At 46.3% G+C, this 23,145-nt stretch carries 25 protein-coding genes; 19 read left to right on the top strand and 6 right to left on the bottom strand.

Features of this window, described 5'->3' with window-relative positions; genetic code table 11:
- Nucleotides 1-257: 257 nt before the first annotated feature.
- Nucleotides 258-494, bottom strand: a complete 237-nt coding sequence (locus ACFQ2T_RS08195; protein WP_379032928.1) for a DUF2789 domain-containing protein — start codon at nucleotides 492-494, stop codon at nucleotides 258-260.
- A gap of 170 nt (nucleotides 495-664) precedes the next feature.
- On the opposite strand from ACFQ2T_RS08195, the gene ACFQ2T_RS08190 reads away from it, so the two are divergent.
- The 6 genes from ACFQ2T_RS08190 to ACFQ2T_RS08165 all read left to right on the top strand — a co-directional run bounded on the left by ACFQ2T_RS08190 (nucleotide 665) and on the right by ACFQ2T_RS08165 (nucleotide 3,225).
- A complete protein-coding gene (locus tag ACFQ2T_RS08190; RefSeq protein WP_379032925.1) occupies nucleotides 665-1,132 on the top strand; it encodes a PA2169 family four-helix-bundle protein in 468 nt (155 codons plus the stop codon).
- Nucleotides 1,133-1,165: 33 nt separating this feature from the next.
- Complete coding sequence (locus tag ACFQ2T_RS08185) at nucleotides 1,166-1,399, top strand: DUF2171 domain-containing protein (RefSeq protein ID WP_379032922.1); 234 nt, start codon at nucleotides 1,166-1,168, stop codon at nucleotides 1,397-1,399.
- A 247-nt stretch (nucleotides 1,400-1,646) separates the two neighbouring features.
- On the top strand, nucleotides 1,647-1,784 hold the full coding sequence (locus ACFQ2T_RS08180; RefSeq protein WP_379032919.1) for a hypothetical protein: 138 nt from the start codon (nucleotides 1,647-1,649) through the stop codon (nucleotides 1,782-1,784).
- A 263-nt stretch (nucleotides 1,785-2,047) separates the two neighbouring features.
- Entirely contained in the window at nucleotides 2,048-2,512 is a 465-nt protein-coding gene (locus tag ACFQ2T_RS08175) for a PA2169 family four-helix-bundle protein (RefSeq protein WP_379032917.1), read from the top strand.
- A 41-nt stretch (nucleotides 2,513-2,553) separates the two neighbouring features.
- Nucleotides 2,554-2,994: an OB-fold protein gene (locus ACFQ2T_RS08170; protein ID WP_379032914.1), complete on the top strand. Its 441-nt coding sequence runs from the start codon at nucleotides 2,554-2,556 to the stop codon at nucleotides 2,992-2,994.
- A 48-nt stretch (nucleotides 2,995-3,042) separates the two neighbouring features.
- Complete coding sequence (locus ACFQ2T_RS08165) at nucleotides 3,043-3,225, top strand: hypothetical protein (protein ID WP_379032912.1); 183 nt, start codon at nucleotides 3,043-3,045, stop codon at nucleotides 3,223-3,225.
- Between the two features lie 67 nt (nucleotides 3,226-3,292).
- On the opposite strand, the gene ACFQ2T_RS08160 is transcribed toward ACFQ2T_RS08165, so the two are convergent.
- Nucleotides 3,293-4,582 carry a cation:proton antiporter gene (locus tag ACFQ2T_RS08160; RefSeq protein WP_379032909.1) on the bottom strand — a complete coding sequence of 430 codons (1,290 nt, stop codon included), beginning with the start codon at nucleotides 4,580-4,582 and terminating at the stop codon, nucleotides 3,293-3,295.
- A 424-nt stretch (nucleotides 4,583-5,006) separates the two neighbouring features.
- Here ACFQ2T_RS08160 and ACFQ2T_RS08155 point away from each other — a divergent pair, with 424 nt between their 5' ends.
- Nucleotides 5,007-5,177: a hypothetical protein gene (locus ACFQ2T_RS08155; protein ID WP_379032906.1), complete on the top strand. Its 171-nt coding sequence runs from the start codon at nucleotides 5,007-5,009 to the stop codon at nucleotides 5,175-5,177.
- 34 nt (nucleotides 5,178-5,211) lie between these two features.
- Here ACFQ2T_RS08155 and ACFQ2T_RS08150 read toward each other — a convergent pair whose 3' ends face one another.
- Nucleotides 5,212-6,075 carry a bestrophin family protein gene (locus ACFQ2T_RS08150; protein ID WP_379032903.1) on the bottom strand — a complete coding sequence of 288 codons (864 nt, stop codon included), beginning with the start codon at nucleotides 6,073-6,075 and terminating at the stop codon, nucleotides 5,212-5,214.
- Nucleotides 6,076-6,153: 78 nt separating this feature from the next.
- Here ACFQ2T_RS08150 and ACFQ2T_RS08145 point away from each other — a divergent pair, with 78 nt between their 5' ends.
- Nucleotides 6,154-6,288 carry a hypothetical protein gene (locus tag ACFQ2T_RS08145; protein ID WP_379032900.1) on the top strand — a complete coding sequence of 45 codons (135 nt, stop codon included), beginning with the start codon at nucleotides 6,154-6,156 and terminating at the stop codon, nucleotides 6,286-6,288.
- Here the strand turns inward: ACFQ2T_RS08145 and katE are convergent.
- Nucleotides 6,285-8,477: a catalase HPII gene (katE, locus tag ACFQ2T_RS08140; protein WP_379032897.1), complete on the bottom strand. Its 2,193-nt coding sequence runs from the start codon at nucleotides 8,475-8,477 to the stop codon at nucleotides 6,285-6,287. The genes ACFQ2T_RS08145 and katE overlap by 4 nt on opposite strands.
- A gap of 105 nt (nucleotides 8,478-8,582) precedes the next feature.
- Between katE and ACFQ2T_RS08135 the strand changes: the two genes are divergently transcribed.
- On the top strand, nucleotides 8,583-9,548 hold the full coding sequence (locus tag ACFQ2T_RS08135; protein WP_379032894.1) for a DUF72 domain-containing protein: 966 nt from the start codon (nucleotides 8,583-8,585) through the stop codon (nucleotides 9,546-9,548).
- 6 nt (nucleotides 9,549-9,554) lie between these two features.
- Here the strand turns inward: ACFQ2T_RS08135 and ACFQ2T_RS08130 are convergent, their stop codons facing one another.
- The gene (locus tag ACFQ2T_RS08130) at nucleotides 9,555-9,734 is read right to left on the bottom strand and encodes a hypothetical protein (protein ID WP_379032891.1); all 180 of its coding nucleotides are present in this window, start codon (nucleotides 9,732-9,734) and stop codon (nucleotides 9,555-9,557) included.
- A 169-nt stretch (nucleotides 9,735-9,903) separates the two neighbouring features.
- On the opposite strand from ACFQ2T_RS08130, the gene ACFQ2T_RS08125 reads away from it, so the two are divergent.
- Entirely contained in the window at nucleotides 9,904-10,362 is a 459-nt protein-coding gene (locus ACFQ2T_RS08125) for a DUF2846 domain-containing protein (protein WP_379032888.1), read from the top strand.
- 80 nt (nucleotides 10,363-10,442) lie between these two features.
- Here the strand turns inward: ACFQ2T_RS08125 and ACFQ2T_RS08120 are convergent, their stop codons facing one another.
- Complete coding sequence (locus ACFQ2T_RS08120) at nucleotides 10,443-12,251, bottom strand: alpha-amylase family glycosyl hydrolase (protein ID WP_379032886.1); 1,809 nt, start codon at nucleotides 12,249-12,251, stop codon at nucleotides 10,443-10,445.
- Nucleotides 12,252-12,501: 250 nt separating this feature from the next.
- Between ACFQ2T_RS08120 and ACFQ2T_RS08115 the strand changes: the two genes are divergently transcribed.
- The 9 genes from ACFQ2T_RS08115 (at nucleotide 12,502) to ACFQ2T_RS08075 (ending at nucleotide 23,143) form a co-directional block, all read left to right on the top strand.
- The gene (locus tag ACFQ2T_RS08115; RefSeq protein ID WP_379032883.1) at nucleotides 12,502-12,876 is read left to right on the top strand and encodes a hypothetical protein; all 375 of its coding nucleotides are present in this window, start codon (nucleotides 12,502-12,504) and stop codon (nucleotides 12,874-12,876) included.
- Between the two features lie 495 nt (nucleotides 12,877-13,371).
- Complete coding sequence (locus ACFQ2T_RS08110) at nucleotides 13,372-15,318, top strand: putative bifunctional diguanylate cyclase/phosphodiesterase (protein WP_379032881.1); 1,947 nt, start codon at nucleotides 13,372-13,374, stop codon at nucleotides 15,316-15,318.
- 229 nt (nucleotides 15,319-15,547) lie between these two features.
- Nucleotides 15,548-15,706, top strand: a complete 159-nt coding sequence (locus ACFQ2T_RS08105) for a hypothetical protein (RefSeq protein WP_379032878.1) — start codon at nucleotides 15,548-15,550, stop codon at nucleotides 15,704-15,706.
- A 56-nt stretch (nucleotides 15,707-15,762) separates the two neighbouring features.
- The gene (locus tag ACFQ2T_RS08100; RefSeq protein WP_379032875.1) at nucleotides 15,763-16,203 is read left to right on the top strand and encodes a metal-dependent hydrolase; all 441 of its coding nucleotides are present in this window, start codon (nucleotides 15,763-15,765) and stop codon (nucleotides 16,201-16,203) included.
- Nucleotides 16,204-16,230: 27 nt separating this feature from the next.
- Entirely contained in the window at nucleotides 16,231-16,737 is a 507-nt protein-coding gene (locus ACFQ2T_RS08095; RefSeq protein ID WP_379032872.1) for a M48 metallopeptidase family protein, read from the top strand.
- 376 nt (nucleotides 16,738-17,113) lie between these two features.
- Nucleotides 17,114-17,464 carry a helix-turn-helix domain-containing protein gene (locus ACFQ2T_RS08090; RefSeq protein ID WP_379032869.1) on the top strand — a complete coding sequence of 117 codons (351 nt, stop codon included), beginning with the start codon at nucleotides 17,114-17,116 and terminating at the stop codon, nucleotides 17,462-17,464.
- A 296-nt stretch (nucleotides 17,465-17,760) separates the two neighbouring features.
- The gene (locus tag ACFQ2T_RS08085; RefSeq protein ID WP_379032866.1) at nucleotides 17,761-19,233 is read left to right on the top strand and encodes a tyrosine-type recombinase/integrase; all 1,473 of its coding nucleotides are present in this window, start codon (nucleotides 17,761-17,763) and stop codon (nucleotides 19,231-19,233) included.
- Nucleotides 19,230-21,140 (top strand): hypothetical protein, encoded by a 1,911-nt coding sequence (locus ACFQ2T_RS08080; protein ID WP_379032863.1) that lies wholly within the window; start codon nucleotides 19,230-19,232, stop codon nucleotides 21,138-21,140. Before ACFQ2T_RS08085 ends, ACFQ2T_RS08080 begins: the two co-directional genes overlap by 4 nt.
- On the top strand, nucleotides 21,137-23,143 hold the full coding sequence (locus ACFQ2T_RS08075; RefSeq protein WP_379032860.1) for a hypothetical protein: 2,007 nt from the start codon (nucleotides 21,137-21,139) through the stop codon (nucleotides 23,141-23,143). Before ACFQ2T_RS08080 ends, ACFQ2T_RS08075 begins: the two co-directional genes overlap by 4 nt.
- Nucleotides 23,144-23,145: the final 2 nt, after the last annotated feature.

Here is a 23,145-nt window from a genome sequence, read left to right as displayed (position 1 = left end):
AGGTTATTTGTAGCGCCAATAAATGTGTTTTTAGAAGATGCTTAAGCATGCGTTTTCAATATAAAGCGCCCAATAGCGGGCGCCAGGGTAGCCCAGGCGAGCAGGCATGACGGCTTCCCCTGGCTGAAGACTCTTCTTTGTTCGGTGTTACACCGGATTAGTTCATTCAGTGCCGCTGCAATAATGATTATCGAGCATTATGCCTTTAATACTCAGCTCAATTTCTTGAGCTGGTGGTCACTTGCAGGCATGGTTTTTTATTTCTTGTGCAACCTGGCATTTAACTGGTCTATCACTTCTGCCCAGTCAGCATCCTTCAAAATCTCTTCGCGTAAAAATGCGGCTTGTGCTGGTGTCCAGTAAGGCGCTTCAGCCAGTGTCAGATATCCGGCTAAGTGACTGTGCGTCTCAATGAACGTCTCAATCTCTTCATCACTGTTCGGCAAGCCGAGTTGGGCGAACAGATTGTTGAGTGTATGTAGCGAAGCTTCCATGATGTTTCCTGTCGTTGTTATTGATAAGTCATTCAATGCCGGAACAATTCTGACATCTTAACCGCAAAGAGAATTCCTACAGCCTTTTAAGCATACGCTGATGGAGGCTCCCTATGGCAGCGCCCATACTTTAATCTCATATTGTTTAAATCTGATTCAGGAGATTACACATGGTTGATAACAATGATGTCATTGCCATCTTGAATGAATTAATTGAAACATCCAAAGATGGTGAAGAAGGTTTTCGCAGTTCTGCCGGGCATGTAGATGATGCACGCTTGCGAGATTTTTTCCTGCGTCGTTCAAAAGAAGTGGGTGAGAGTGTACGTGAGTTGCAGGCATTAGTGACCTCGCTAGGCGGCGTATCGGTAAATGCCACTTCCATTGGCGGCACTTTGCACAGACGCTGGATTGATCTTAAAACCGCGTTGACTGCTAATGATAATTTAGCTGTTCTGAATGAGACAGAGCGGGGCGAAGATGTGGCTTTAGCCGCTTACCGCGAAGCGCTCGAAATCGATTTGCCGCAAGATATCCGCACCATAGTCATCCGCCAGCTAGAAGGCGTGAAACGCAACCATGATCTGGTGAAACAGTTGCGCGATGTATTTGATGCGGAAGCGGCAGTTCACTCGTAAGATCTGTAGTCCCATTTATTAAAGGAGAATGCTATGAATACCAGTCAAATTGTTCCAGAGATGCCAGTCGTCTGTTCGCAGGGTGGCCAGTTTGCCACTGTCGACCATATGGAAGGCAGCGATTCCATCAAGCTCAAAAAAGACGAGCAAGGTCAGCACCACTACATTCCAACCAGCTGGGTGACCGGTATCGAGGATGGCAAAGTGGTGGTTGATCGTCCGGGTGATGAAGCCATGGAAGATTGGACAGAGTCGCCAACGCATTAAACCATTGGTGACTAACATGACTCACCGTTGACAAAAAAGGACTCAAGGTACTGCCTTGAGTCCTTTTGCTGCTGTGGGACATCGTCACCGCCAGATATCTTTCATACAGATACCCCTGATCAGGATGATTCTTACACGTTTATCAGCCATTGCCTGATAACGGGGTATCAGGGATTTTCCTAATCTGGAGTTTGATAAAAACGGTATGTATATTTATTTTTAACATCCAGAGATAGAGGAGTTGGTCATGTCACAAAATACTATTTTGAATCCGGAAATTATTAACAATCCAGATGACTCGATTTCGACAATCACTCAGCCGGAAGTGATCAATAATCCTGATCTGCTTGAACCTGATGCTCAGGACATCGAAGATGCAAACTAAGCCTGAGATCAGTAATTATCAGTAATTTCTGTGCTGGTATCTAGCTGCAAATCAAATTCAATATATTAGCCCGGCATGGTCATCAATCGGGCTAACTTCAGGATGTGTTTACACATCCTTTTTTTGAAATTCACGCAATCAAATATCAAGTTTTTGCGCAGGCGAAATCTTACAGCCTTTTAAGAATCCCCCCGATGCAAGCCATGCTGTGCACTTGGCATACTGAGTGAACTAATGATTCCATATTAAATCCGGAGATTGAAATGATAGCTCGCGATGATGTCATTGCCATTTTGAATGACCTGATTGAAACATCGAAAGATGGCGAAGAAGGTTTTCGCAGCTCTGCAAAAAATGCAGATGATGCCCGTTTAAAGGACTTCTTCCTGCGTCGTTCAAAAGAGGTGAGCACCAGTGTGCGGGAGTTACAGGATCAGGTACGCGCCTTAGGTGGTGAGCCGGTCGACTCCACTTCAATTGGCGGCATCCTGCACAGACGCTGGATCGATATTAAAACAGCGCTGACCAGCAACGATAATCTGGCAGTATTGACCGAAACTGAGCGTGGCGAGGATGCTGCACTGGCGGCGTACCGTAAAGCGTTAGAACAGGAGTTGCCTGCCGATGTGAGGGCTGTGATTTTGCGTCAGGTGGAAGCTGTTAAACGTAACCACAATCTGGTGAAACATATGCGCAATATTTATGAGGCTGAAGCAGCCGTGCATTAATCAGTGGTGTTCCCCAAGCGATAAATAAAACGGAGAGAATGATGAAAAAATCACAAAAATGGGTTTACGGCATGTCGGTGGGTCTGATGACGCTGGGTTTAATGGGCTGCGATCGGCCGCCGGAACAGGAAAGAACCTCGGATAACAAAGTCGTAGAAGAGAAGGCACCACTGGAAACGACTGCCAGCGAAATCGCTAAAGAATATGCTGATAACTCGGTAGCCGCAGATAACAAATTCAAGGACACGACTTTCAATGTCAGTGGCACGATTGTCGATGTGAACAAGAATTCGATCAATGAGCCTTATGTCAGCCTGAAGGGCGGCGTGGATTCTACTAAGGAACCGCAGTTTGCCTTTATTGTGGCTGACAGGGAAAAGGCCTTTGAGCTAAAACCAGGCCAAAACGTCAAGCTTCAATGTAAAGGCTTGGGTGATATGGCTGATGCACCTATGGCTGGCGAATGCAAGATTCTGGACTAATGACCGGCCGGACATCGCTCAAAAATATATTTAGACAAGGAAATAACAATGGCAACAGATTCAAAAAACCTGGTTGAAGAAATTATTGATAACGCGATTGATCCCTCTACGCATCTTAGAGAGGATGATACTGACCCTGCTGTTCGGGATTCAAATGATCCGGATGGCATCAAGCGTAATGACAGTGACCCGCTCAATGAGAACCTGGTGCCTGACACTGACAAGCGGTAGTTCTCTTTCCAGCAGTCTCTCAGACTGAAACCAATTAGCTCCATTGCAAAAGTAAGCCTGGCCAGGCTTACTTTTTTTCCATTTCGTTCATCATGGGTTTAACGCTGATGCCATGCACCAGGATTGAAAGCGCGACGACGATGAGTGTGAGTTGCGTCAGGTCTCTGGCGATGGCATGCGGAACACCATGCTGGATGGCGTACATCAGGTAATAAATAGAGCCTATGCCGCGCACGCCAAACCAGCCGACCGTCCCCTGAATACGCCACGGGGTATTGGTGCGCAGCGCTCCGATAAAAACACTGACAGGGCGGGCGATGGCGAAAATAAAGATCGCCAGGCTGATGGTGCGCCAATTCCAGAAGTCAAACATCAGCATGCCACCAACCAGCAGCACCAGCATGAGTTCGGACAGCCGCTCCAGATGTTCTTTGAACACCAGGGCTTCTGCACTGACGATGGTGGGAAGCGTTTCGGTATCTGCTGCGATCTGCGGCTGTTCGACCCCGGCACCCAGCTGTTCCGGCTTCACACCAATGGCTTGTGCAAGCTTGAGTTCTGTATGCCGGAGTGCCACTGCTGCGGAAAACACTGCCAAAAACCCCCAGGCACTGACTAGCAAACTCAAGCCATAGACAATGGCGATCAAACCGAGGCCAACCAGATCATCAAGCACATCATGCTTGTATTGCTGGCCCCTTAGTTTCCAGACTGTCCGGCCAACAATGACTCCGCTGGTGATGCCTACCACGATGGCGGCAGTGGTTGCCCAAAGGACGTCTTTCAATAGCCATTGCCAACCCCATGCTCCCAGGTCATGCAGCCCGAGCAGGCCTAACCCGAGCATGACAAACGGAAAGGCAGAGCCATCGTTGATGCCTGCTTCACAGGTCAGGGTGAAGCGGAGCTGGTCTCTATCACCGGGATAGCGTGATTGTGCATCGGTAGCCAGTACGGGGTCGGTGGATGCCAGCATGGCACCCAGTAACACACCTGCGCCGATAGGCAAGTGAAGTACAACATAGGAAAAGGCTGCGATCAACGCTATCGTGATCATCATGGAAAGGGATGCCAGCCTTAATGGCAGTTGCCACTTTTTCAACCGAAAGGGAACTGGCATTTTCACGCCTGCTGAAAACAGCGAGATCAGCACTGCGATTTCAGCAAGGGATTCCAGCAATGCCGATTGCTTGATAGGGTCAAAATAGAACAGATGTAATACAGAGGGTCCAAGCAGGAAGCCAATCGCGAGATAGATGATGGCGGGGGTGAACGGCAGCTTTTGCAGGAAAGTCTTGCTGAGCCCCCTGGAGAGCATTAATAAGCCGATGAGCAAGTACCACCAGGCATTCGTCATATTGGCCCTGAGTTCTTTTTGTTTAATTGAGCATGCGTGTAAACGGTGTCTGGGAGGATAGAAAGTAATGTGGCAAGCGAAGGGCGGAGGCTAAATAAACCCTCACAGAGGTTGGTCTGACCGGGATGCTTAATGAACATGGCTAAATACGCTCATCACAATGAGTGTGTTATTCTGATTTTTATTCATCACGCTCTCCTTGACCAGGCCGGTGTTGTGCAACACCCTATTTTGTGGCGTTATTTTAAAGTGATGCGAATGTCATTTTAATCCGGTGATTGCTGAAAGTGTTGTCAGAATGCAATTTGCTTGCCTCGCAATTGACAGTTTCAGCCAACTCTTACAAATCAATCAGCCATTTTCTGATAATGCTGTGTTTTCCCAACATTTAAGATTAAGCCATATAGTCTTTCAGGAGATGGTCATGGCAAACCTAAACCGCATTGATGAAGCATCTGGTTATTTAAATGTTGAGCATACGACAGGCGACTCAAGCGCTGTCAGTGCCGTTTATTCAGAGGCAACCACGACGGAAATCGAGTCTATCCAGTTATCAGCTTATGAGCAGCAAGGTCGCCCCAATCTGGAGTTGTAACAAGTGGCATGCTTACTGGATGCAAGCATGGTGGTTAGAGTAATTCTTCCACATGCTTTTTAATATTAGAAGCGATTTTTGGTGTAGGTAAGTCATTCGCATCGCTGCCAAACGGGTCTTCAATTTCTTCCGCAATCAGTTCCAGGCTCGCCAGTACGTAGAAGATAAAAACCACCACCGGTACCACGTAATAACCCAGGTTAAACACAAAACCAAACGGTAACGTCATCACATAAAAGAAAATGAATTTTTTAATAAATGCGCTATACGAGTAGGGGATAGGCGTGTTTTTAATACGTTCGCATGCGCCACAGATATCGGTGAATGATTGCAACTCCGCATTGATGATATAGAACTGATGGCCACTGATTTTTCCGGTGGTATAGAGTTCGTTGGCTTTCTGGAATATATGTTGCGCAATCTGGTTCGGGTGATGTTCATGGTGGTCGATTTCCAGATCCAGCCCTTCAAACAGCATTTTGCTGACGTCTTCATTCATCAGATGCTGCGATAGCACCGATGCATAGGTCGGAATGATTTTTCGGAAAAAATCCTTGTCGTTTTCATCAGATAAATAAGCCGAAAGCTTGATCGCCAGGTTGCGGCTGTTATTCACCAGCGCCCCCCATAACTTCCTGCCTTCCCACCAGCGGTCATATGCAGTATTGGTTCTGTAAGCCAATAATAATGACAATACGAAACCCACGGTCGTATGAATTAACGACAGATTTTTAACATGGCTGCTGTCAGATAACTTCAGGTATTGCAGTTCAAGGTAGGCAATGCCCGCTGCATAAATACCAATAAACACCATCATCGGAAAAAGGCGCCGGAAAGTATCAGACTCGTGAAAGCGGAAGATGAAGATAATCCAGTCTTTTGGGTTGTATTGAATCATTGTTCTTTATTTGTTGAGAAGATGCGGCGAGTTTAGCATGCGCGGCTGTAAGCCCGGGTCGCAAGCCGTCATTCCAACATGCAAAAAATCGCATGGCGGGGACTTTATATGTGTGAAGTTCAAGTTTTTTTAACGTATCAGACAATGGCAAATGAAAACCCGCCAATGGATGCTGGCGGGTTATTTAAAGCAACAAACGGAATCAATAATTAAGCTGGAATACTCTCGGCCAATGCCTCTCTATCCCACGTGCGATGCGCTTTTAATGCGCTGAGTAGTTTACTTTCCAATCCAGCGAGTGAATCGCCGCTCACCAGGCCAGCATCTTCTTTCAGCGGCAGGTTGTTCAGCAGTATTGCGGCATCGCCAGTCAGTGCAATCGCTTTCAGGTGTTTGTAGGATTCATACAGGAAATGAATCGCCGCACCGTTTTTTAAAACTTTCTGGCTGATGTCATCCCCATCCGGCACGATCACCGCATCGAATGCTACGGACGGTTCTCCTTTGATTGAGCCATCCACCTCAATCGATTTATTGTTGCGTGATTTTACCGGGGCTGAATTTTCACCTAACAACATGATGGTAATCTCATGTTTTTCGGCAAAGGATTTAGTCGCCTGCAACTGTTCATCGGAGATCCCTGCAAAAGTAAGGACTGCGATTTTCTTACCCTTCACGTTGTCCGGCAACAGACTTTGCTGACTGAGGGCAGGCGAGGCTTTAAGTTTGATGTCAGGCACCGCCACCGTTTGTTTTGTCGGCGGCGTGATGCCCAGATTGTTCGCCACTTTCCCGGCGAGGTCTAGATCAATGTTGGACAGAATCTCGTTCACCACCCGCTCGCGGATAAATTTGCGCTGCACTTTGCCTAGCTCAAAACTATAGGCATTCACCACATGGGTTTTTTCATGCTCACTCAAGCTGTTGTAGAACAGGCGCGGTTGCGAAAAATGATCGCTGAATGACTCTGACCGCTCGCGGATCTTATGCGCATCTATGCGTTCGTAATAGCTTTCAAAACCACCATCTTTGGCTGCCGGTGGCGTTTCTTTAGGCCAGCCGCCATCGATGGAATTAGGCTCGTAAGAAGCCTGACCTTTATTGATGGTGGTGCGATGGATGCCATCGCGCTGATTATTGTGGAAAGGGCACACCGGTTTATTGATCGGGATCTCGTGGAAATTAGGCCCGCCCAACCGGCTGAGTTGCGTATCGGTATACGAAAATAATCTGCCTTGCAGCAAGGGGTCATTGCTGAAATCAATACCTGGCACGATATGGCCGGGGCAGAACGCCACCTGTTCGGTTTCAGCGAAGAAATTATCCGGATTGCGGTTGAGCACCAGCTTGCCTAATGGCGTGATGGGCACCAGTTCTTCCGGGATGATTTTGGTCGGGTCCAGAATATCGAAGTCAAAATTGTGTTCGTCTTTTTCATCCACGATCTGCACCCCGAATTCCCATTCGGGATAGTTGCCCTGCTCAATGGCATTGCCTAAATCACGCCTGTGAAAATCCGGGTCTTTACCAGCCAGTTTTTGCGCTTCATCCCAAACCAGTGAGAGCACGCCTTGTTTAGGTGTCCAGATGAATTTGACAAATTTGGAGACACCTTCATCATTGATCAGCCTGAAGGTATGTACGCCAAAACCCTGAACAGTGCGCAGGCTTTTGGGGATGGCGCGATCTGACATGGCCCAGATCACGGCATGCGAAGCTTCGGATTGCAATGAGACAAAGTCCCAGAACGTATCATGGGCAGAGCCGCCTGTGGGCACTTCATTATGTGGCTCAGGCTTTACCGAGTGCACAAAGTCCGGGAATTTAATCGCATCCTGGATAAAAAATACCGGAATGTTGTTGCCGACCAGGTCAAAGTTGCCTTCATCGGTATAAAACTTGATGGCGAAACCGCGTACATCACGCACAGTATCCGCAGAGCCTCTTGGTCCCTGCACAGTTGAGAACCTGACAAATACCGGTGTCTGCTTGCCTTTTTCACTCAAAAAGCCCGCCTTGGAGAGTTTGGCGTGATTGGCATATGATTCAAAATAGCCATGCGCGGCCACGCCTCTGGCATGCACGATGCGCTCCGGAATGCGCTCATGGTCAAAATGGGTAATTTTTTCGCGAAGTAAAAAATCTTCCAGCAAGCTAGGGCCACGCGCACCTGCACGTAGCGAATTCTTGTCATCGGAAATTTTAACGCCCTGGTTAGAGCGCAGCGCCTGACCGGTCGCATCGGATTTATATTGTTCTAAATCCTCAATTTTTGCCGAGGAATTTTGTTTATCTAACGCATCCACACCCGCCATCGTGCTTTTCTTTTTGTCTTCTGTAGCCGCCATCATGTATCTCCTAACCATTGTTTTTAGGCTATTGATATTAGGGGGATTGTGCACAAACAATTATAGGGAGCTCGCCCATATGTCTGTAGGATTAACTATATGGCTTGCAACACTTGCGAGTGCGCCTGAACTTCTTGGTGACATGCCAGCCAAACTGGTATGAAAGCGCATATCTATATAGGCATTTCGGGCTGGCGCTATGCACCCTGGCGCAAGGTCTTTTATCCCGAAGACCTGACTCAGAAGCGCGAGCTGGAATTTGCCTCGCGAGCACTGCCAACCATCGAACTCAATGGCTCTTTTTATGCCTTGCAACGACCCGGCAGTTACCTGAGCTGGTATGAGCAAACCCCGCCCGATTTTGTATTCAGTATCAAGGCCACGCGCTATATCACCCATATTCTCCGCCTGGAAAATATTGAAGCAGCCATGGCGAATTTCTTTGCTTCCGGCTTACTGGCATTAAAGGAAAAACTGGGACCTATTCTCTGGCAGTTTCCGCCCAGTTTCAGGTTTGATGCCGAGTTGTTTGAACGTTTTCTTAAACAGTTGCCCCATGACACAGAAGCTGCCGTCAGGCTGGCTGAGAAACGTGATGCCACTATGCATAGTCGTGAATATATCAAAGCCGACCAACAGCGTTCGTTGCGACATGCGGTAGAAATCCGCCACAGGAGTTTTGAGGCGCCTGAATTTATTGCATTGCTGCGGAAATATAAAGTGGCGCTGGTGATCGCAGACACAGCAGGCAAGTGGCCGGATAACGAAGATATCACCGCCGATTTCACTTACTTAAGGCTGCATGGCGCAGAAAAACTGTATGCCAGTGGTTACACCGATAAAGCACTCGATCACTGGGCTGCGCGCATTGATGCCTGGAGTAAAGGCAGCCAGCCGGAAGATGCGAAACTGGTGTCTGAACAGCCACCGGCACAACGCAAATCGCGCGATGTGTATTGCTATTTTGATAACGATATCAAAGTGAAAGCGCCATTTGATGCGCGCAAGTTGTTAAGGCGGCTGGGCCTGGAATCTGGTTTGAGCGAACTGGATTGGTCACATGCGGATGAACCCGGGGAATTAAACCCGACCAAGGCGCGGGGTAAAGCAAAATCTGCCAAGTAAGCGGTTTCAAGGAATACCGATAATCTTCAAATATTCTTCCAGTGTCAGCGTCAGTTCTTGCAACGAGCTATTCACCTCATCCAGATGCTGGTTGCCATTCAAATGTAATTTTTCAAGTAACGCTTTGTGTTTTTCCACCGCGTCCAGATGTGCTTCCAGTTTGGCTTCTTTTATTTCTTTCGTCATGATGCGACCCTTCATGCAATTAACTTAATGGTTGGAGCAGTTTATCGCTGACAAAGTTTGAGTCGCTAACAATTCAATTTGAAAAGTCATGTATATTGAGCATCGTTTGGCAGCTCCCTGTTAAACGTCTCTGGGTTATTAATCATCTAAAAAATAAGAAAGAATAATAATGAATAACAAAACGTTATTAGTTGCTTTAAGTGCTTTTCTGATCGTTGGTTGTGCTTCAGTGCCGATGGAATCTTCACAAAAAACAAGTGATGCCAAAAAATTCCAGCCGCCTGCAGATGGCAAGTCCGGTCTGTACGTATATCGCTATGGTTCGTTTGGCGGCGCATTAAAGAAGGATGTCTGGGTAGATGGAAAATGTTTGGGCGAAACAGCGCCGAACGTATTTTTCTTCCAGGAAGTCAGCGCTAACCAGGAACACAAGATTTCAACAGAATCCGAATTTTCCCCTAACGATTTATTACTGAAAACCGAAAGTGGGAAAAATTACTTCATCCAGCAATATATCAAGTTTGGCGTTGCTGTTGGTGGGGCAGGTTTGAAACTGGTAGATGAAGTTGAAGGACAGAAGCAAATATCTGGTTTGGGTTTGGCAAGCCAAGGACATTGCAGTCAGTAATCGCATTAAACTTAACAAAAAAGCCGCGAATTGCGGCTTTTTTGTTAACAAACATTCAGTTTTTTTGAAGATATATGCGTTTATTTATCCTGCGAATAAATCAAACATGCATATGCACCAATGGTGATTGGTGCTGAGTAGCCTAAACCGTCTTTGCCTTCTTCGCTGGCAGTGATATCGCCGGAAGGCGTTTCATCCATTTCTTCGTTATACAGGGTAGCATCGCTGTTGAAACGCAATTTCCACTCACCACCTTGCGGCAAACCGATCACGTAATTCTCTTTGCGACCTTCGGTGAAGTTGAATACGACTATGACATCATCACCGGCGCCGCCTTCTTTTGAACGATGCATGGCGATCAGTTTGTCGTTGTCATTCACATGGTATACCGACGTATGTTGCCCGCTCAAACCAGCCGAGTTCCCGGCACGGTTCAGGCGCAGGTTGATCAGGTCGCGATACATGGTAGTGATATCTGCATATTCTTCTGCACGTTGCCAGTCGATAGGGCGGTCATCACGGAACCACTGGTCACGCAGGAATTCCTGACCCTGAAGCAGCATGGGGATGCCTGGTGCCGTCAGCACTAGTGCGGCGCCCAGGGTTGAGCGTTTGATCGCGTAACGATTCGGCTTCTCGCTAGGGTCTATCTCGGATACCAGGCGTTGTTTGCCGTTGGCGACTTCATCGTGGGATTCGGTGTAGACCACACGCTGAAATGCATCATTGTTGTATTGATTGAGCAGGGCGTCACGCACGGCATGCATGGAGCGATTGGCATCATCGCCTTCTATCAGTACTTCGCGGATAGGGTGCACAAATCCGGCGTCCCACTGGCTGCTGAAGTTGGCGCCGCCATGTTCTTTAGCCAGGGTGAGCTCGGCGCTATTTTGCAGGTCTTCGGCAATAGTGATCTTGCCCGGGTGGCGGATTTGCACTTCACTGTTGATCCATTGCAACAGGCTGAAGCCTTCGGCAATCAGGTCCTGCGCATCGGCTTCTACACTGCGGATATACAGCGTCATGTCATAACGCAGGCCGTCGGCGTGGTAGTCGCCCAGCCACATCATGGCGTTATCAAAAATATACTGGCGTACTTCGCCGCGGCCATAATCCGGGCGCGTGTCGCCCCAGGGCGTGGTGGAGCGCCAATCGTTGTAGAAATAGATGCCGCCTTTGTCATTTTCGCTCCAGCCGTCAAATTGCCACAGGCTGATATCAGATGGGCCAAAGTGGTTGTACACCACATCCACAATCACGGCGATACCGGCTTCATGCGCGGCGGTTAAAAAGCGTTTAAAGCCGTCCGCACCACCATATGCGCTTTCAATGGCATACGGGTGCGCCGGGTTATAACCCCAGGAATAATCGCCGGCAAACTCGGCAATCGGCATCAGTTCGACCGCATTGATACCCAGTGCTTTCAGGTGCGGCAGGCGTTCAATTGCACTGTCAAAGGTACCTACCTTGCCTTCTTCAGTGTTAAACGTACCGATATGCAGCTCATAAATCACCAGGTCGTTCCATGCCGGCATTTGAAACTGGTTTTCTGGCGGTTCAAACAAATCCAGTGCGGGGATCACGCCGCTGCCAACCGAGTTGGTGACGATCTTGGCATAAGGGTCTATGCGTTGCAGTTGCTGTTCGCCATTGATGATATGAAACTTGTATTCATCACCTGGCTTGGCATGTGAGAGGTCGGCATACCAGTAGCCATTTTCTTCATGCACACAGGCATCCGACTCTGCCTGCCAATCGTTAAACGAACCTATGACTGATACCTGATCAGCATGTGGCGCCCACACGCGAAATGCTACGCCGTGCGCATGCGGGATGGCGCCCATTCCGGGTAGCGGGTCGAAGGAGGTTTGTGGATTGGCAGCTGACATGATGAATGACTCCGGCAAGTTAGTGATATGAGCGCTCAAGCCTGTTATTCAGGCTGCGCAATGTAGGAGAATTTATCTAATCAATCGAGGCTGAAAAAGACGCTGTATTCTGATAGTTGTGTCAGCGCTTTCTGTCAGATAAGTCTTACTTGAGAATCAGCCATTGGCCTGCAATCGAAAAGCGCCTGTGCAACTAAAATAGCTAAAATTTTGAATAACTAACGAATGCTATTGGACAGGTTGAATACACATGCTGACATCGATTGAATTTGCGAATGAGATTTTTGAAGAGTTAAGTCTTTCGATAGATCAGGCGTGTAAAGAACGTTACTGGTTTACTGCCTGCCGCAATGCGCGCGTGCTTGGGTTCAAGCAATCTGATGTCAGTTGTGGATCTGCTTACGGGCAATGTTTCGAGTTGCAGATTGAGCCGGATATTTACCTCAGCCTTACTTACAAATCGATTGAGTCTTGTGACACGCTGACGCCATCCGATGTGGCTAAGTTTGAGCTGAAGCTTAAACATGGCGATGTTCTGATCAAGTCATACCAGAATGAGTTTGAAGAAACACCAATTTCATTAGTGAGAGCGGTGCGCCACAGGGGTTACTCTGCCAGCCTGTAAGTTCAGTATGTAATGCATGACATGCATATGCAATAAAGCCGGGATTTCCCGGCTTTTTCTATTTAAAGTCTTAAGTACTGATGCAGATTGAAAGCGCTGATACAGATCGACTCTCGTGCATGAGGCAACCATTGAATTCCACCCCGCTTAAAGTGCAGGAATATTGGTGCTCAAATAGAGCCAAGTGAGCTTGCTGAAGCACATCCCCGGTCAAACTTTATTTATCGATCCAATACAACCTGCATGCATTTGCCTTATCGATTGCGATGTCTTTCAATTTTCCATCAAAACCCTGCACATTATCTTGTAGGATAATCTTACCGCAAGCATGTGTTTGTTTCCCGCTTTGGGGGATAATCTGTTTGCGAGCGTTTTGCAAGTTAGGCCCTGACCAAGCAAGCTAAATGAGAATAGAGTGGAAAATCTGCCTATTTCCGATAGATGAAACTAAATTGACGCTCATTAGTATTGGGCAACCAGAAATGAATTTGAAACATGCCTTTTTCTAAAACAACAAGTCCAGAACTTCTGCTAGCCAGGTATCGTAGCCTGATGGCAGATGTGCCTGTGGTGATCTTTGCCGGGCTGAGCGCAACGGCTATCCAGGTGATTGCCTTGCGGGATGGCATCGATTGGCGTGTGTCAGTGGCAATGCCGCTGGTGAGAATGACGTTGGCCGCCATGCTGTTTCTTTACTGGTTCTGGCACCGGGAAGATAATCCGGGCATAGAGAAAGTGCGCTGGCGATTGCGTGCAGCCTCCATCGTGCTGGTGATCTCCGGCGTAGTGACTTTTTTCCGCAGTTTGTATCTGTTTCAACACACCGATAACTTCGGTCATTATTTCCTCGTCATCTACATCACTTTATTTGCGCTCTGTTTTGCGTTCATCTTAAGCAAAATCGGCATTGCCGCCTTTATCTATAATTTCCTGCTGATTTCCGCTGCCCTGGTATGCATTTTTATGGGCAATTTTGAGCAGCCCTATGTGCTGGCGGGCCTGGTGCTGGTATTTGAAATCGGCATGCTGTTTGCAATGCGGGCAAGTGCCAATATGTTTGACCGGCTGGTCAATGCCACCTACGAAACACATAGTCTGATGGAAGAGAATCAGCGCCTGGCTAACCTGGATGCATTAACGCACCTGCCCAACCGGCGCCAGTTTTTCATGCATGTGGAGCAGCAACTTGCACGCGCCAAAAGGACCGCAGACCGCTTTGCGGTAGGCATTGTAGATCTTGATAACTTCAAGCCGGTGAATGATGTCTATGGCCACCATATTGGCGACCTGGTGCTGACGGAAATGGGTGCACGCCTGGCGCGAATTAAAATCGCTGGTGTACAGTTTTATCGACTGGGTGGCGATGAGTTTGCTTTCGAGGTGGTGACTGACCCACAACATACCATCCTCAGGCAGATCGGCAAGGAAGTGAATCGTGTGATTGCGCAGCCTATCATCGCTGATGGCATCGTTATCAGCATTAAAGCTTCGATCGGGGCCTGCGTGTTCTCCAATACCAAAGATACGGCGCAGGAATTATATGAGCATGCGGATTTTGCGCTTTATCACGTCAAGCGCACCGGACGCGGCAGTATGGAGATTTATTCGCAGACGCTGGAAGAAGAGCGCCAGCATTTGAATAAAGTGGATCAGGCCTTGCGCGCTGCGGATCTGGAAGCAGAACTGTTTCCGGTATTTCAGCCTATCGTCAATGTTGATAGCGGCGCGATCAGCTCGTTTGAGAGCCTTGCCCGCTGGAACAGCCCTTCCATAGGCATTGTGCCGCCTGGCGTATTTATCGGCGTGGCCGAGAGCCTGGGGATTATTTCTGACCTGACGCGGCTGATGTTCCAGAAATCCATTATCGCCATGGGCACATGGCCTGCGCATATCCGCTTGTCTTTCAACCTGTCAGCCTACGATGTGACCAATAAAGCGGTGATTGAAGAGTTGATCTACATGGTGGCTCAAAGCCGTATCCATCCTTCAAGGTTTGTGTTTGAAGTGACCGAAACGGCCTTGCTGCAAGACTTTACGACTGCCAAAGACAATATCGAACTCTTACGTCAATCGGGCGCAAGAATCGCACTGGACGATTTTGGCACCGGTTATTCCAGTTTGAGCCACGTGCAGAATTTGCCGCTGGATAAACTCAAGATTGACCGTAGTTTTATCAAGGACATTGAAACCAACTCCACCAGCCAAACCATTGTGCGTTCCATTCTGGCTTTATGCCAGGGCATGCAGGTGGAATGCGTGGCCGAAGGTGCCGAAACCGAGAGCCAGGTGCAGTTTTTGCAGCAGATGGGCTGCCAGCTGATTCAGGGCTATTTCTATTCCAAACCGATGGCGGAAGAGCATATACAGAATTACCTTGCTGAGCGCAGCCTGACGGCGGATCTGGTAGTCCCAGAGATATTAAAGCCAGGTAAGGTCGCATAATTGGGCTGTTTTGCTGTCGTCTCTAAAAATCGTGATCAATGAATTTTTCCTATTGTTGATAGCCTCTCTCCGGATTAACCTGATGATTGGTCTAAAGGCAGAGAATCACTATCGTGGTAAAAGCACTAATCATTTTATTCATGGGGCTGTCTACGCTGCATGTTTATGCCGCTGACCCATTCTCGATACTGCGACTATTGAGGGCCGCCTCTTTGAGACCCTGACGGCTGTGGATGTTGAAACACTGGGTGCGACAGATAAAGCGGCATACCAGTTATGGCAGGCCAGGCGCGATACTGGGACTTCAACCTACCAGCATTCTGAAGGAACCTATCAGCAATCTGAAGGCCCTGGCACCATGGATATTTCATCCGAATTTTCGATGTGATCAGCTTTTTCTGAGATTTAGTTGGTCAGCCTTGCCTGCTAGCCTAAAATAGCGGCATGCCTCTGCAGTTGATCCGCCAATACTTCCCCAGCTATCCCGCACATATGCATGCGCAGATTTTGCAATTGCATACGGAGAACAGGTTGGGTCACTACATCAGTCAGCGCTACCCACAGTCACATATCATTCAAAGTGATAAAGCCCTGTATGACTTTTGCAGCGATCTCAAGCAACGCTACCTGAAAAATGCACCGCTACTGGATAAAGTCTATTTTGATAACCGCCTGACGGTAGAGAAGCAGACACTGGGTTTGAATACCGCCATTTCGCGTGTGCAAGGCGGCAAGCTGAAAGCCAAAAAAGAAATCCGTATTTCAGCTTTTTTCAAAGCGACGCCGTCAGAGTTCCTCACCATGATCGTTGTTCATGAGCTCGTACTCACAAGTAATTACTCTAGGACCAGTATGTTCAAGTTAAAGAAAAATGGACATCACTAGGCGATAAAATTGTCTCCATAGCCTGCCATGATGAAGCTTAACTACCTCAGCGGATATCCATCTGCACTTATCGAACGCATCCAAGCTTTGCTGGACCAAGATCAACTTGGCATTTGGCTGAAGCAAAAATACCCATCTCGCCACGATATTCAAACCGACAAGGCGCTATATCAGTACGTATCAGATATCAAACAGCAGTATTTGAAAAACTCGTCAGCTTTGTCTAAAGTCGCGTATGACAACCAACAGCATCCTATGAAAGGCACGCTTGGTACCAACACCTTCGTGGCGCGAGTGCAGGGCGGTAAGCTCAAAAGTAAAAATGAAATTCATATCGCATCGCTTTTTCGCGAGGCACCCGAGGCATTTCTTAGGATGATCGTCATACACGAGCTTTCACATTTAAAGGAAAAGGACCATAACAAAGCTTTTTATAAACTGTGCTGTCATATGGAGCCGGACTATCATCAGTTGGAGTTTGATTTGAGAGTGTGGCTAACATGGCGAGATTTTTCAGAAAGAGAAAGAAGTTAAATGTTTTATGTAGTGAAAAACTACAATTCTGTGCAAATTAAATTGCAGCTTGTTAAAAATTAACCAAATAAGATAAATTTTTTATAAAGCTCTAATGCCCGCAAATGAGACTTTTTGTCGGCGGTTTCGCAGTTAAGAGATGGGATATTTTTAATATTTTGGAATTTTATGAAGACCTGAAAGTTAATCCAGCATTCAAAAATGGCATTTTTTACAGTGCACCATATTCTTTAAAATCTAAGAAGATAGGTAACCAAAGACAAGTGCAAAAAATTACCTATCCTCTTTTTAAAACAATATCTTAGGTAGAAAATTAACGCTAGAAATTTAACTTCTTATCAGTTACCATTTTTTAATGAATACAGAGTTCTCAGTAATGCTGAAATCTATACGGACTTCGCAGGGATATAAGCAATTCGAATACGCGAAAATTTTAGGTTGTGAGCCCAGTTATTTGAGCGCACTCGAACGTGGTAAGAAAGATCCCCCTAAACCCGAAAAACTGGAAAAGCTGATTCAGCGAATGAATCTTTCAGAAAATCAGGCGCAAAAACTTCGAAATGCGGCTGAATACAGAATCAATAATATTAAGATTCCAAGAGAGTCCAATGAAATAGTTCGTGAGATGTTTGTGCTATTGAATAAAAAATCATCCAGCATCACGAATTATCAAGCTAAATTGATCCGCCAGGTGTTAAGTGGCGAGCAGGAGGTATCTGGAATGTAAAAAGGCGAACCTTTTGAGGGGCCCGCCTTTAGATGAGCCTAAGCTGCATCCGGAAAATACAGTATCAAGCCAATCTAGCCAGTCGTCAAGCCCCTATCTCCCAAAGCTATCAAAAAACAGTTGTTTATTAAACAACTGATGGATAACTTTTTCCCAAAAAATACATTTCATCTTTGTATTAATTCTTTAGCCTTCCCTTGGAAGCCGCTTGGATATCAGAAAGTTATTCATGAAGTTGTATTCTGGTATGTCGCGAAACGTACAAACCAGAAAAATTCTTAACAAAGGAAAGTTTCGTGGAAATAGCAAAACGCGCTAGAAAAATCGTACTCCCATGCATGTCGATTACTGAAACTGTAGAGGCAACTGCTGATGGGGCTATTCGGATCAGTCTGCCTAAAAGTTTTCCGGAAGAGGCTTACTTTGTCCGCCTCAAGCAAGAGGAAACATACATTCCCCGACGACTGAGCAAATTTTCAATACCATCTAATGTTCAGTACAACCTGTTTCCCATTGTCTTGGGCGAGGATGGAGCGCCTTGGGCTGAGGCGAATGTCTATTTAATGTCTAGGATTATGGAGAGCTACCTTCCTTCCATGGCAACTTACTCTGGCATAGCAAATGACTTGGCCGCCTACCGGCGGTATCTGGATGAAAGCGGCATTGATTGGTTAAATTTCCCTGCCAACAAACTCAGCCGTCCGACTTATCGCTACAGCGGGCATCTAAAACTTGCTATAGCCGCAGGAGAAGTAAAAGGTACCACAGCCAAGCGGAGAATGAGTGCCATCATAGCGTTTTACAGGTGGTTAAAAAGCGAAGGTGCTCTTGTTACTGCGCATTCCACTTGGAATGAATCCGATATCTATATTCAACAGAAGGGTAGTTACGGGAATAAGTTTTCAAAAAAGGTCACAACAACAGATGTATCTATACGCGTCTCAAAGCAAAATGACCCTTATACAGAGACTATTGAAGATGGGGGGAAACTCCGCCCTCTGCCATATGAAGAGCAGAGTTGGCTGATAGAAGCACTTATATCACTAGGTAATACCGAGATGACCCTGATTCATCTATTTGCATTACTCACTGGTGCACGAATCCAAACCATACTCACATTCCAAGTAAACCACGTGCTTGAAGATCTGGAAGAACAAAGTGAACATAACTACGAACTTCGTATACCTGTCGGTCCCGGGACAAACATCGACACAAAAAACGACAAGCAGTTAGTCTTACATATTCCTATTTGGTTTTATCAAATATTACGAACTTATGCTCTGAGCGAGCGGGCTAGGAAGCGTAGGCAGCTTGAGAGAGGTGGGGATGCAGAGGACCAGTATTTGTTCCTTAGTATAAGGGGTACCCCGTTATACCAGTCAAAGGCAGAGTTACAAGACTTCGATGAGTCAGTAAACATCCGGCACGCTAAAACGGGACAGGGCGTTAGGCAATTCATTACAGAGCAAGTTATCCCGTTTATTCGTCAGAAGCACAGCACTCCACATTTCAGCTATCAATTCCACGATCTTAGAGCTACGTTTGGAATGAATCTTACAGATGCCCAGTTAGAGCTGGTTTCAAAAGGAGAGGTGACATTGCATGAGGCACGAGAGTTTGTGAAAAACCGTATGGGCCATGAGTCTCCAACAACAACGGATCGTTATTTGCAATTACGCAAGAATCTCAAGTTTGTCCGAGCTACCAATGCAGCTTACGACGATCACCTTCGCCAATTAATTGAACAAGCCTTCAGGGGCATCCAGTGACATTATCTACGCGAAAAACGGTGATTTATGACCTTCCTTTTCCCCAGAATGCAGCCATCCTCAAGCCCGAGGCGGTCAAACTGCGCTTTCCGAATAGGCGAACAACTGATATTGGTGCTATCTGTTATCTGAAACGCGAATCTGGATTAGATGGTTTTCAAAGCGATCGAGGGAGGTTTGATGGCCAGAGAGTAGATATGGACACATTCTCACCAGATCGTGCAAAGCTCGTTATTGATTTAATGGACCATATTTCGGATGAGCTAAAGCTCAGTGGGAAACGACCTGAAACAATTCGTGACAGTGTGGCACGCTTTCTTGCCTTCATGTTTTGGGCAGACACAAATGATTTTCAAAATGTCCTGAGTAGTGCAGAAACTGCCAAATTTGCAGTGAGAGCTTACATAAGACATCTCCGCGAGCGTGTGATGACTAATTCCATTTCAATAAATGGCGCAGCTAGACAACAAAGTACAGTTGCTGATTTTATTGGGCGATTTCTGGGGGTAGATGATCTGACAAGAGGTTTCAGTCTACTTCGGGTTAACCCAGCTACAAAAGAGATAACAAATCCTCCAAGTGAAAATGCTCAAGCGAGGGTTTTGAGGTTATGTGAGGCATTGTTTGATGGATTGGGAACCTTTGTTTTGGAAAATAAACCCTATCCGCTCGCGTTGATTGTGCCTACTTATTTGAGTTACCCAGAGGGTATCTTATGGATATTCCCTAGTACAACGTGGAGCATATCCCAAGACGTGTTAGCGAACGGCAGTCTTAAAAGATCTCTTGGTTACAATTTCAAAGAAGGGCGCCTGTCAACACTGGAAGAATTACTGTGTACAAAACGGTTCTCAGATAATCGGCAAGCTGCTCATAACGCCATTAATTCTGCAAAACGACAACTGCATAAGGCCAATGCTGACAAAAGTCACACTCAACGGAAACGTTTAGGGATGAATGCACTGCATTCCTTTATCTTATTATTCCTAGCACAGACAGGAATGAATTGGGCACAGGTAATTACCCTACAATGGACTGACGATTATGATGTCGGTGCGACTCATCAGGGTTTCCGAACAATTAAATGGCGCGCGGATAACAAGTCCATTTCCTTTGAGCTCCCTGTGTCATTTATGCCGAGATTCAGGGAGTATCTTCAACTTCGTAAATTCCTTTTGGGTGATCAAACTTCTAGTTTCTTATTTTTCACGTTGGGATTAAATGTAAATTCTCCCCCAACTCAATATCAACATTCAAGCACGGGGCATATTTACAATATGCTTCGACGTATAGACCCAGAAATAACGCCAGTAACATCTCGGGAGTGGCGAGCAGCTAAAAGCGACTGGTTAATAAGAAACACGGATATCTCGACTGCTGCGCTGGTTCTGCAAAATACCGAGAAAACTGTGCTTGCACATTATGCTGCCGGTTCTGAAGCTGCCCAAATTGAGGAAATAGGCGGCTTTTTTAACAAGATTTCTGAGATGGTAATCGACAAAGTCCAGATTGCTGAGGGGGGAGTTGACCGTGCTGTTGGCTATTGTTCTTCTTATGGAGCTCCAAATATAGTTAATGCCGCAGCTCCTATACAACCTGACTGCAAAGCACTAGAGGGGTGTTTTTTTTGCGAAAAATATAGGGTACATGCAGATGAAACAGACACCAGAAAGTTGATAAGTTGCCGATACTGCTTGCAACAAACTATCCAATTTTCTGGAAGTGACGAGACCCAATTTAAGTTAATTCCTATTTTCGAAAAAATTGAAGAAGCTCTTTCCGAAATATCACTTAGAGATAAAGATTTAGTAATTCGGATAACCAAAGAAGTGCAAGACGATGGGAAGTTAGATCCATACTGGGCTCGCAAACTTGAAATGCTCATGGAGATTGGATTGGCCGGATGAGTGTAGTGTTTGAACCACAACTTGATTATCCTGTTGGTGCCATTTGTCCAGACATATATGAGAGTTCACCAGGAACACCTCCACCTGATGATTTTGTAGTCAGTAGAAGCAGGGATGGATCTGTTGTTTCCACCTATGGCCAAATGGCCTGGGATCTATCGATCTATCACCCCGAAGGTAAGTCCAATATTTTAAACTTTTGCTATTGGGATTCGGGAGAGGAAAACCCTACTCGCAAACAGCTAACTTATGAGATACGGTTTCTAATATTTTTATTGATTTGGGCACGTGATGGAGCCCCTCTGAGTCTCGGAACACTACAGAACTATTTATCGATATTGAGAGCATTAGCCAAGTTTGCTGAGGATATGTCTCGCCAAATTCGGGAAATTTTAATAGATGATAAACATCTTTGGTTGTTTATAGAGACTCGGTGTTCTGGTTGGGCAATCGAAACCTTTGGTTCTCTTTTGCCGTTGTTGGTTAGGCTTGGCAATGAGCGGCTTGGCTTTGATATCGTAGGGGATAAACAACTCAAAGCTATACGCTCACTTGGCCAACAATACCGCACTACACTTAAACAGCATGCCCCAATTCCAACACGAATTTATTCACAAATAATTGCGCAACTACTTAAGGAGTTAGCAGAATGGGAGGAGGTTTCTGATGATGTCCTGTCTGTACTTCAAGCATGTGGTACAGACCCTCGCATGGGTAGAAGTGTTGAAGTACAGGCTGCGATTTCTAAGAGAAAAGGTTTAGGAAAAAACCTCCTTCCTACTTTTTCGCAATTGGCCTCTACAAAATGTCTCAATTATTTTGACATCAAGTCTCGCGAGCCAGCGGTGAAAGACTTATCCGCACTGATTTCTGAGATACAGACAGCGATCAAACTGACTATCCAAACATTTACAGGCATGCGTGATGATGAGGCGCTTTCATTGCCTTATCACTGTCTAGAAGAGACTGTGGTAAACGGTAAATCACACTATATTGTTTTAGGTCGAACCACAAAACTTAATAATGGCAAGGCCAAACGTACGCGTTGGGTTACTAATCAGGATAGTTATCGGGCTATCAAACTTGCCCAACAGATTGCAGATACAATTTTTGGAGTGTTCGGAGTTACAGCAAAGAAAACGGCAGCACGGATAGCTGACCACCCTTTATTTGTTTCAGTCTCTTACCTTGGTCTCGCAGGAGGAAAGCCAAAATTAAAAGGCGATCAGTTTAGTATTGGATTTATATACTTGGAGCGTATGAGTTCGCTACGCAAACGACTTGAACCTATTATTGAAGATGCTGATATCCGCGAGTTAGAGCACATAGATCCTCACCGTGCCTGGAGATCTGAAGATCGATTTCAAATCGGTAAACCGTGGTTGTTTACCTCACATCAACTCCGCCGCTCCCTAGCTTTATATGCTCAGAGGTCTGGTTATGTTTCACTACCATCTCTCCGCAGGCAGTTGCAGCATCTAACCATTGAAATGTCACGATATTATGCAAAAGGGTCGGCCTCTGCCAAAAATTTTATCGGTGAAGACAAAGATCACTTTGGCTTGGAATGGCAGAGGGCGCAACCTGAATCAGCAGCGTTAAGCTATGTGTTGAATGTACTTTTATCAAACGACATTTTATTTGGTGGGCATGCTAACTGGGTTGAACACATACTCAAAGACTCTAAAGGTGTAATTTTGGTTGATCGAGAGACTACTCTACGGCGATTTAAAAAGGGAGAGATCAGCTATAAGGAAACACCCTTTGGCGGTTGCACAAAGGTTGGTGAGTGTGAGCAACCAGCCCTCAATTGGTTACATGTCGATTGTTTGAAGAGTAATTGCCGAAATCTGGTTGGTAATCTTACCAAGCTGGAGAGGGTGATTGCTGCCCAAGACAAAATGGTGAAGGCACTGGACCAAGGCACAATCGAATACCGTATTGAGAAAGCTGACTTAGAAGTGCTTGTGGCTACCCGAGAAGCAGTGCTTAAGACTCAATGAGG

Origin of the sequence: Methylophilus flavus (assembly GCF_042678905.1) — a bacterium.
Taxonomy (GTDB): domain Bacteria; phylum Pseudomonadota; class Gammaproteobacteria; order Burkholderiales; family Methylophilaceae; genus Methylophilus; species Methylophilus flavus.
The sequence above is the reverse complement of the archived record's forward strand: the minus strand, read 5'-3'. Positions and strand labels throughout refer to the sequence as shown.

What these genes read in the sequence shown, in the direction of transcription:
- ACFQ2T_RS08195 (WP_379032928.1), bottom strand. Translation starts at nt 494, where the DNA reads ATGGAAGCTTCGCTACATACACTCAACAATCTGTTCGCCCAACTCGGC.
- ACFQ2T_RS08190 (WP_379032925.1), top strand. Translation starts at nt 665, where the DNA reads ATGGTTGATAACAATGATGTCATTGCCATCTTGAATGAATTAATTGAA.
- ACFQ2T_RS08185 (WP_379032922.1), top strand. Translation starts at nt 1,166, where the DNA reads ATGAATACCAGTCAAATTGTTCCAGAGATGCCAGTCGTCTGTTCGCAG.
- ACFQ2T_RS08180 (WP_379032919.1), top strand. Translation starts at nt 1,647, where the DNA reads ATGTCACAAAATACTATTTTGAATCCGGAAATTATTAACAATCCAGAT.
- ACFQ2T_RS08175 (WP_379032917.1), top strand. Translation starts at nt 2,048, where the DNA reads ATGATAGCTCGCGATGATGTCATTGCCATTTTGAATGACCTGATTGAA.
- ACFQ2T_RS08170 (WP_379032914.1), top strand. Translation starts at nt 2,554, where the DNA reads ATGAAAAAATCACAAAAATGGGTTTACGGCATGTCGGTGGGTCTGATG.
- ACFQ2T_RS08165 (WP_379032912.1), top strand. Translation starts at nt 3,043, where the DNA reads ATGGCAACAGATTCAAAAAACCTGGTTGAAGAAATTATTGATAACGCG.
- ACFQ2T_RS08160 (WP_379032909.1), bottom strand. Translation starts at nt 4,582, where the DNA reads ATGACGAATGCCTGGTGGTACTTGCTCATCGGCTTATTAATGCTCTCC.
- ACFQ2T_RS08155 (WP_379032906.1), top strand. Translation starts at nt 5,007, where the DNA reads ATGGCAAACCTAAACCGCATTGATGAAGCATCTGGTTATTTAAATGTT.
- ACFQ2T_RS08150 (WP_379032903.1), bottom strand. Translation starts at nt 6,075, where the DNA reads ATGATTCAATACAACCCAAAAGACTGGATTATCTTCATCTTCCGCTTT.
- ACFQ2T_RS08145 (WP_379032900.1), top strand. Translation starts at nt 6,154, where the DNA reads ATGCAAAAAATCGCATGGCGGGGACTTTATATGTGTGAAGTTCAAGTT.
- ACFQ2T_RS08135 (WP_379032894.1), top strand. Translation starts at nt 8,583, where the DNA reads ATGAAAGCGCATATCTATATAGGCATTTCGGGCTGGCGCTATGCACCC.
- ACFQ2T_RS08130 (WP_379032891.1), bottom strand. Translation starts at nt 9,734, where the DNA reads ATGACGAAAGAAATAAAAGAAGCCAAACTGGAAGCACATCTGGACGCG.
- ACFQ2T_RS08125 (WP_379032888.1), top strand. Translation starts at nt 9,904, where the DNA reads ATGAATAACAAAACGTTATTAGTTGCTTTAAGTGCTTTTCTGATCGTT.
- ACFQ2T_RS08120 (WP_379032886.1), bottom strand. Translation starts at nt 12,251, where the DNA reads ATGTCAGCTGCCAATCCACAAACCTCCTTCGACCCGCTACCCGGAATG.
- ACFQ2T_RS08115 (WP_379032883.1), top strand. Translation starts at nt 12,502, where the DNA reads ATGCTGACATCGATTGAATTTGCGAATGAGATTTTTGAAGAGTTAAGT.
- ACFQ2T_RS08110 (WP_379032881.1), top strand. Translation starts at nt 13,372, where the DNA reads ATGCCTTTTTCTAAAACAACAAGTCCAGAACTTCTGCTAGCCAGGTAT.
- ACFQ2T_RS08100 (WP_379032875.1), top strand. Translation starts at nt 15,763, where the DNA reads ATGCCTCTGCAGTTGATCCGCCAATACTTCCCCAGCTATCCCGCACAT.
- ACFQ2T_RS08095 (WP_379032872.1), top strand. Translation starts at nt 16,231, where the DNA reads ATGATGAAGCTTAACTACCTCAGCGGATATCCATCTGCACTTATCGAA.
- ACFQ2T_RS08090 (WP_379032869.1), top strand. Translation starts at nt 17,114, where the DNA reads ATGCTGAAATCTATACGGACTTCGCAGGGATATAAGCAATTCGAATAC.
- ACFQ2T_RS08075 (WP_379032860.1), top strand. Translation starts at nt 21,137, where the DNA reads ATGAGTGTAGTGTTTGAACCACAACTTGATTATCCTGTTGGTGCCATT.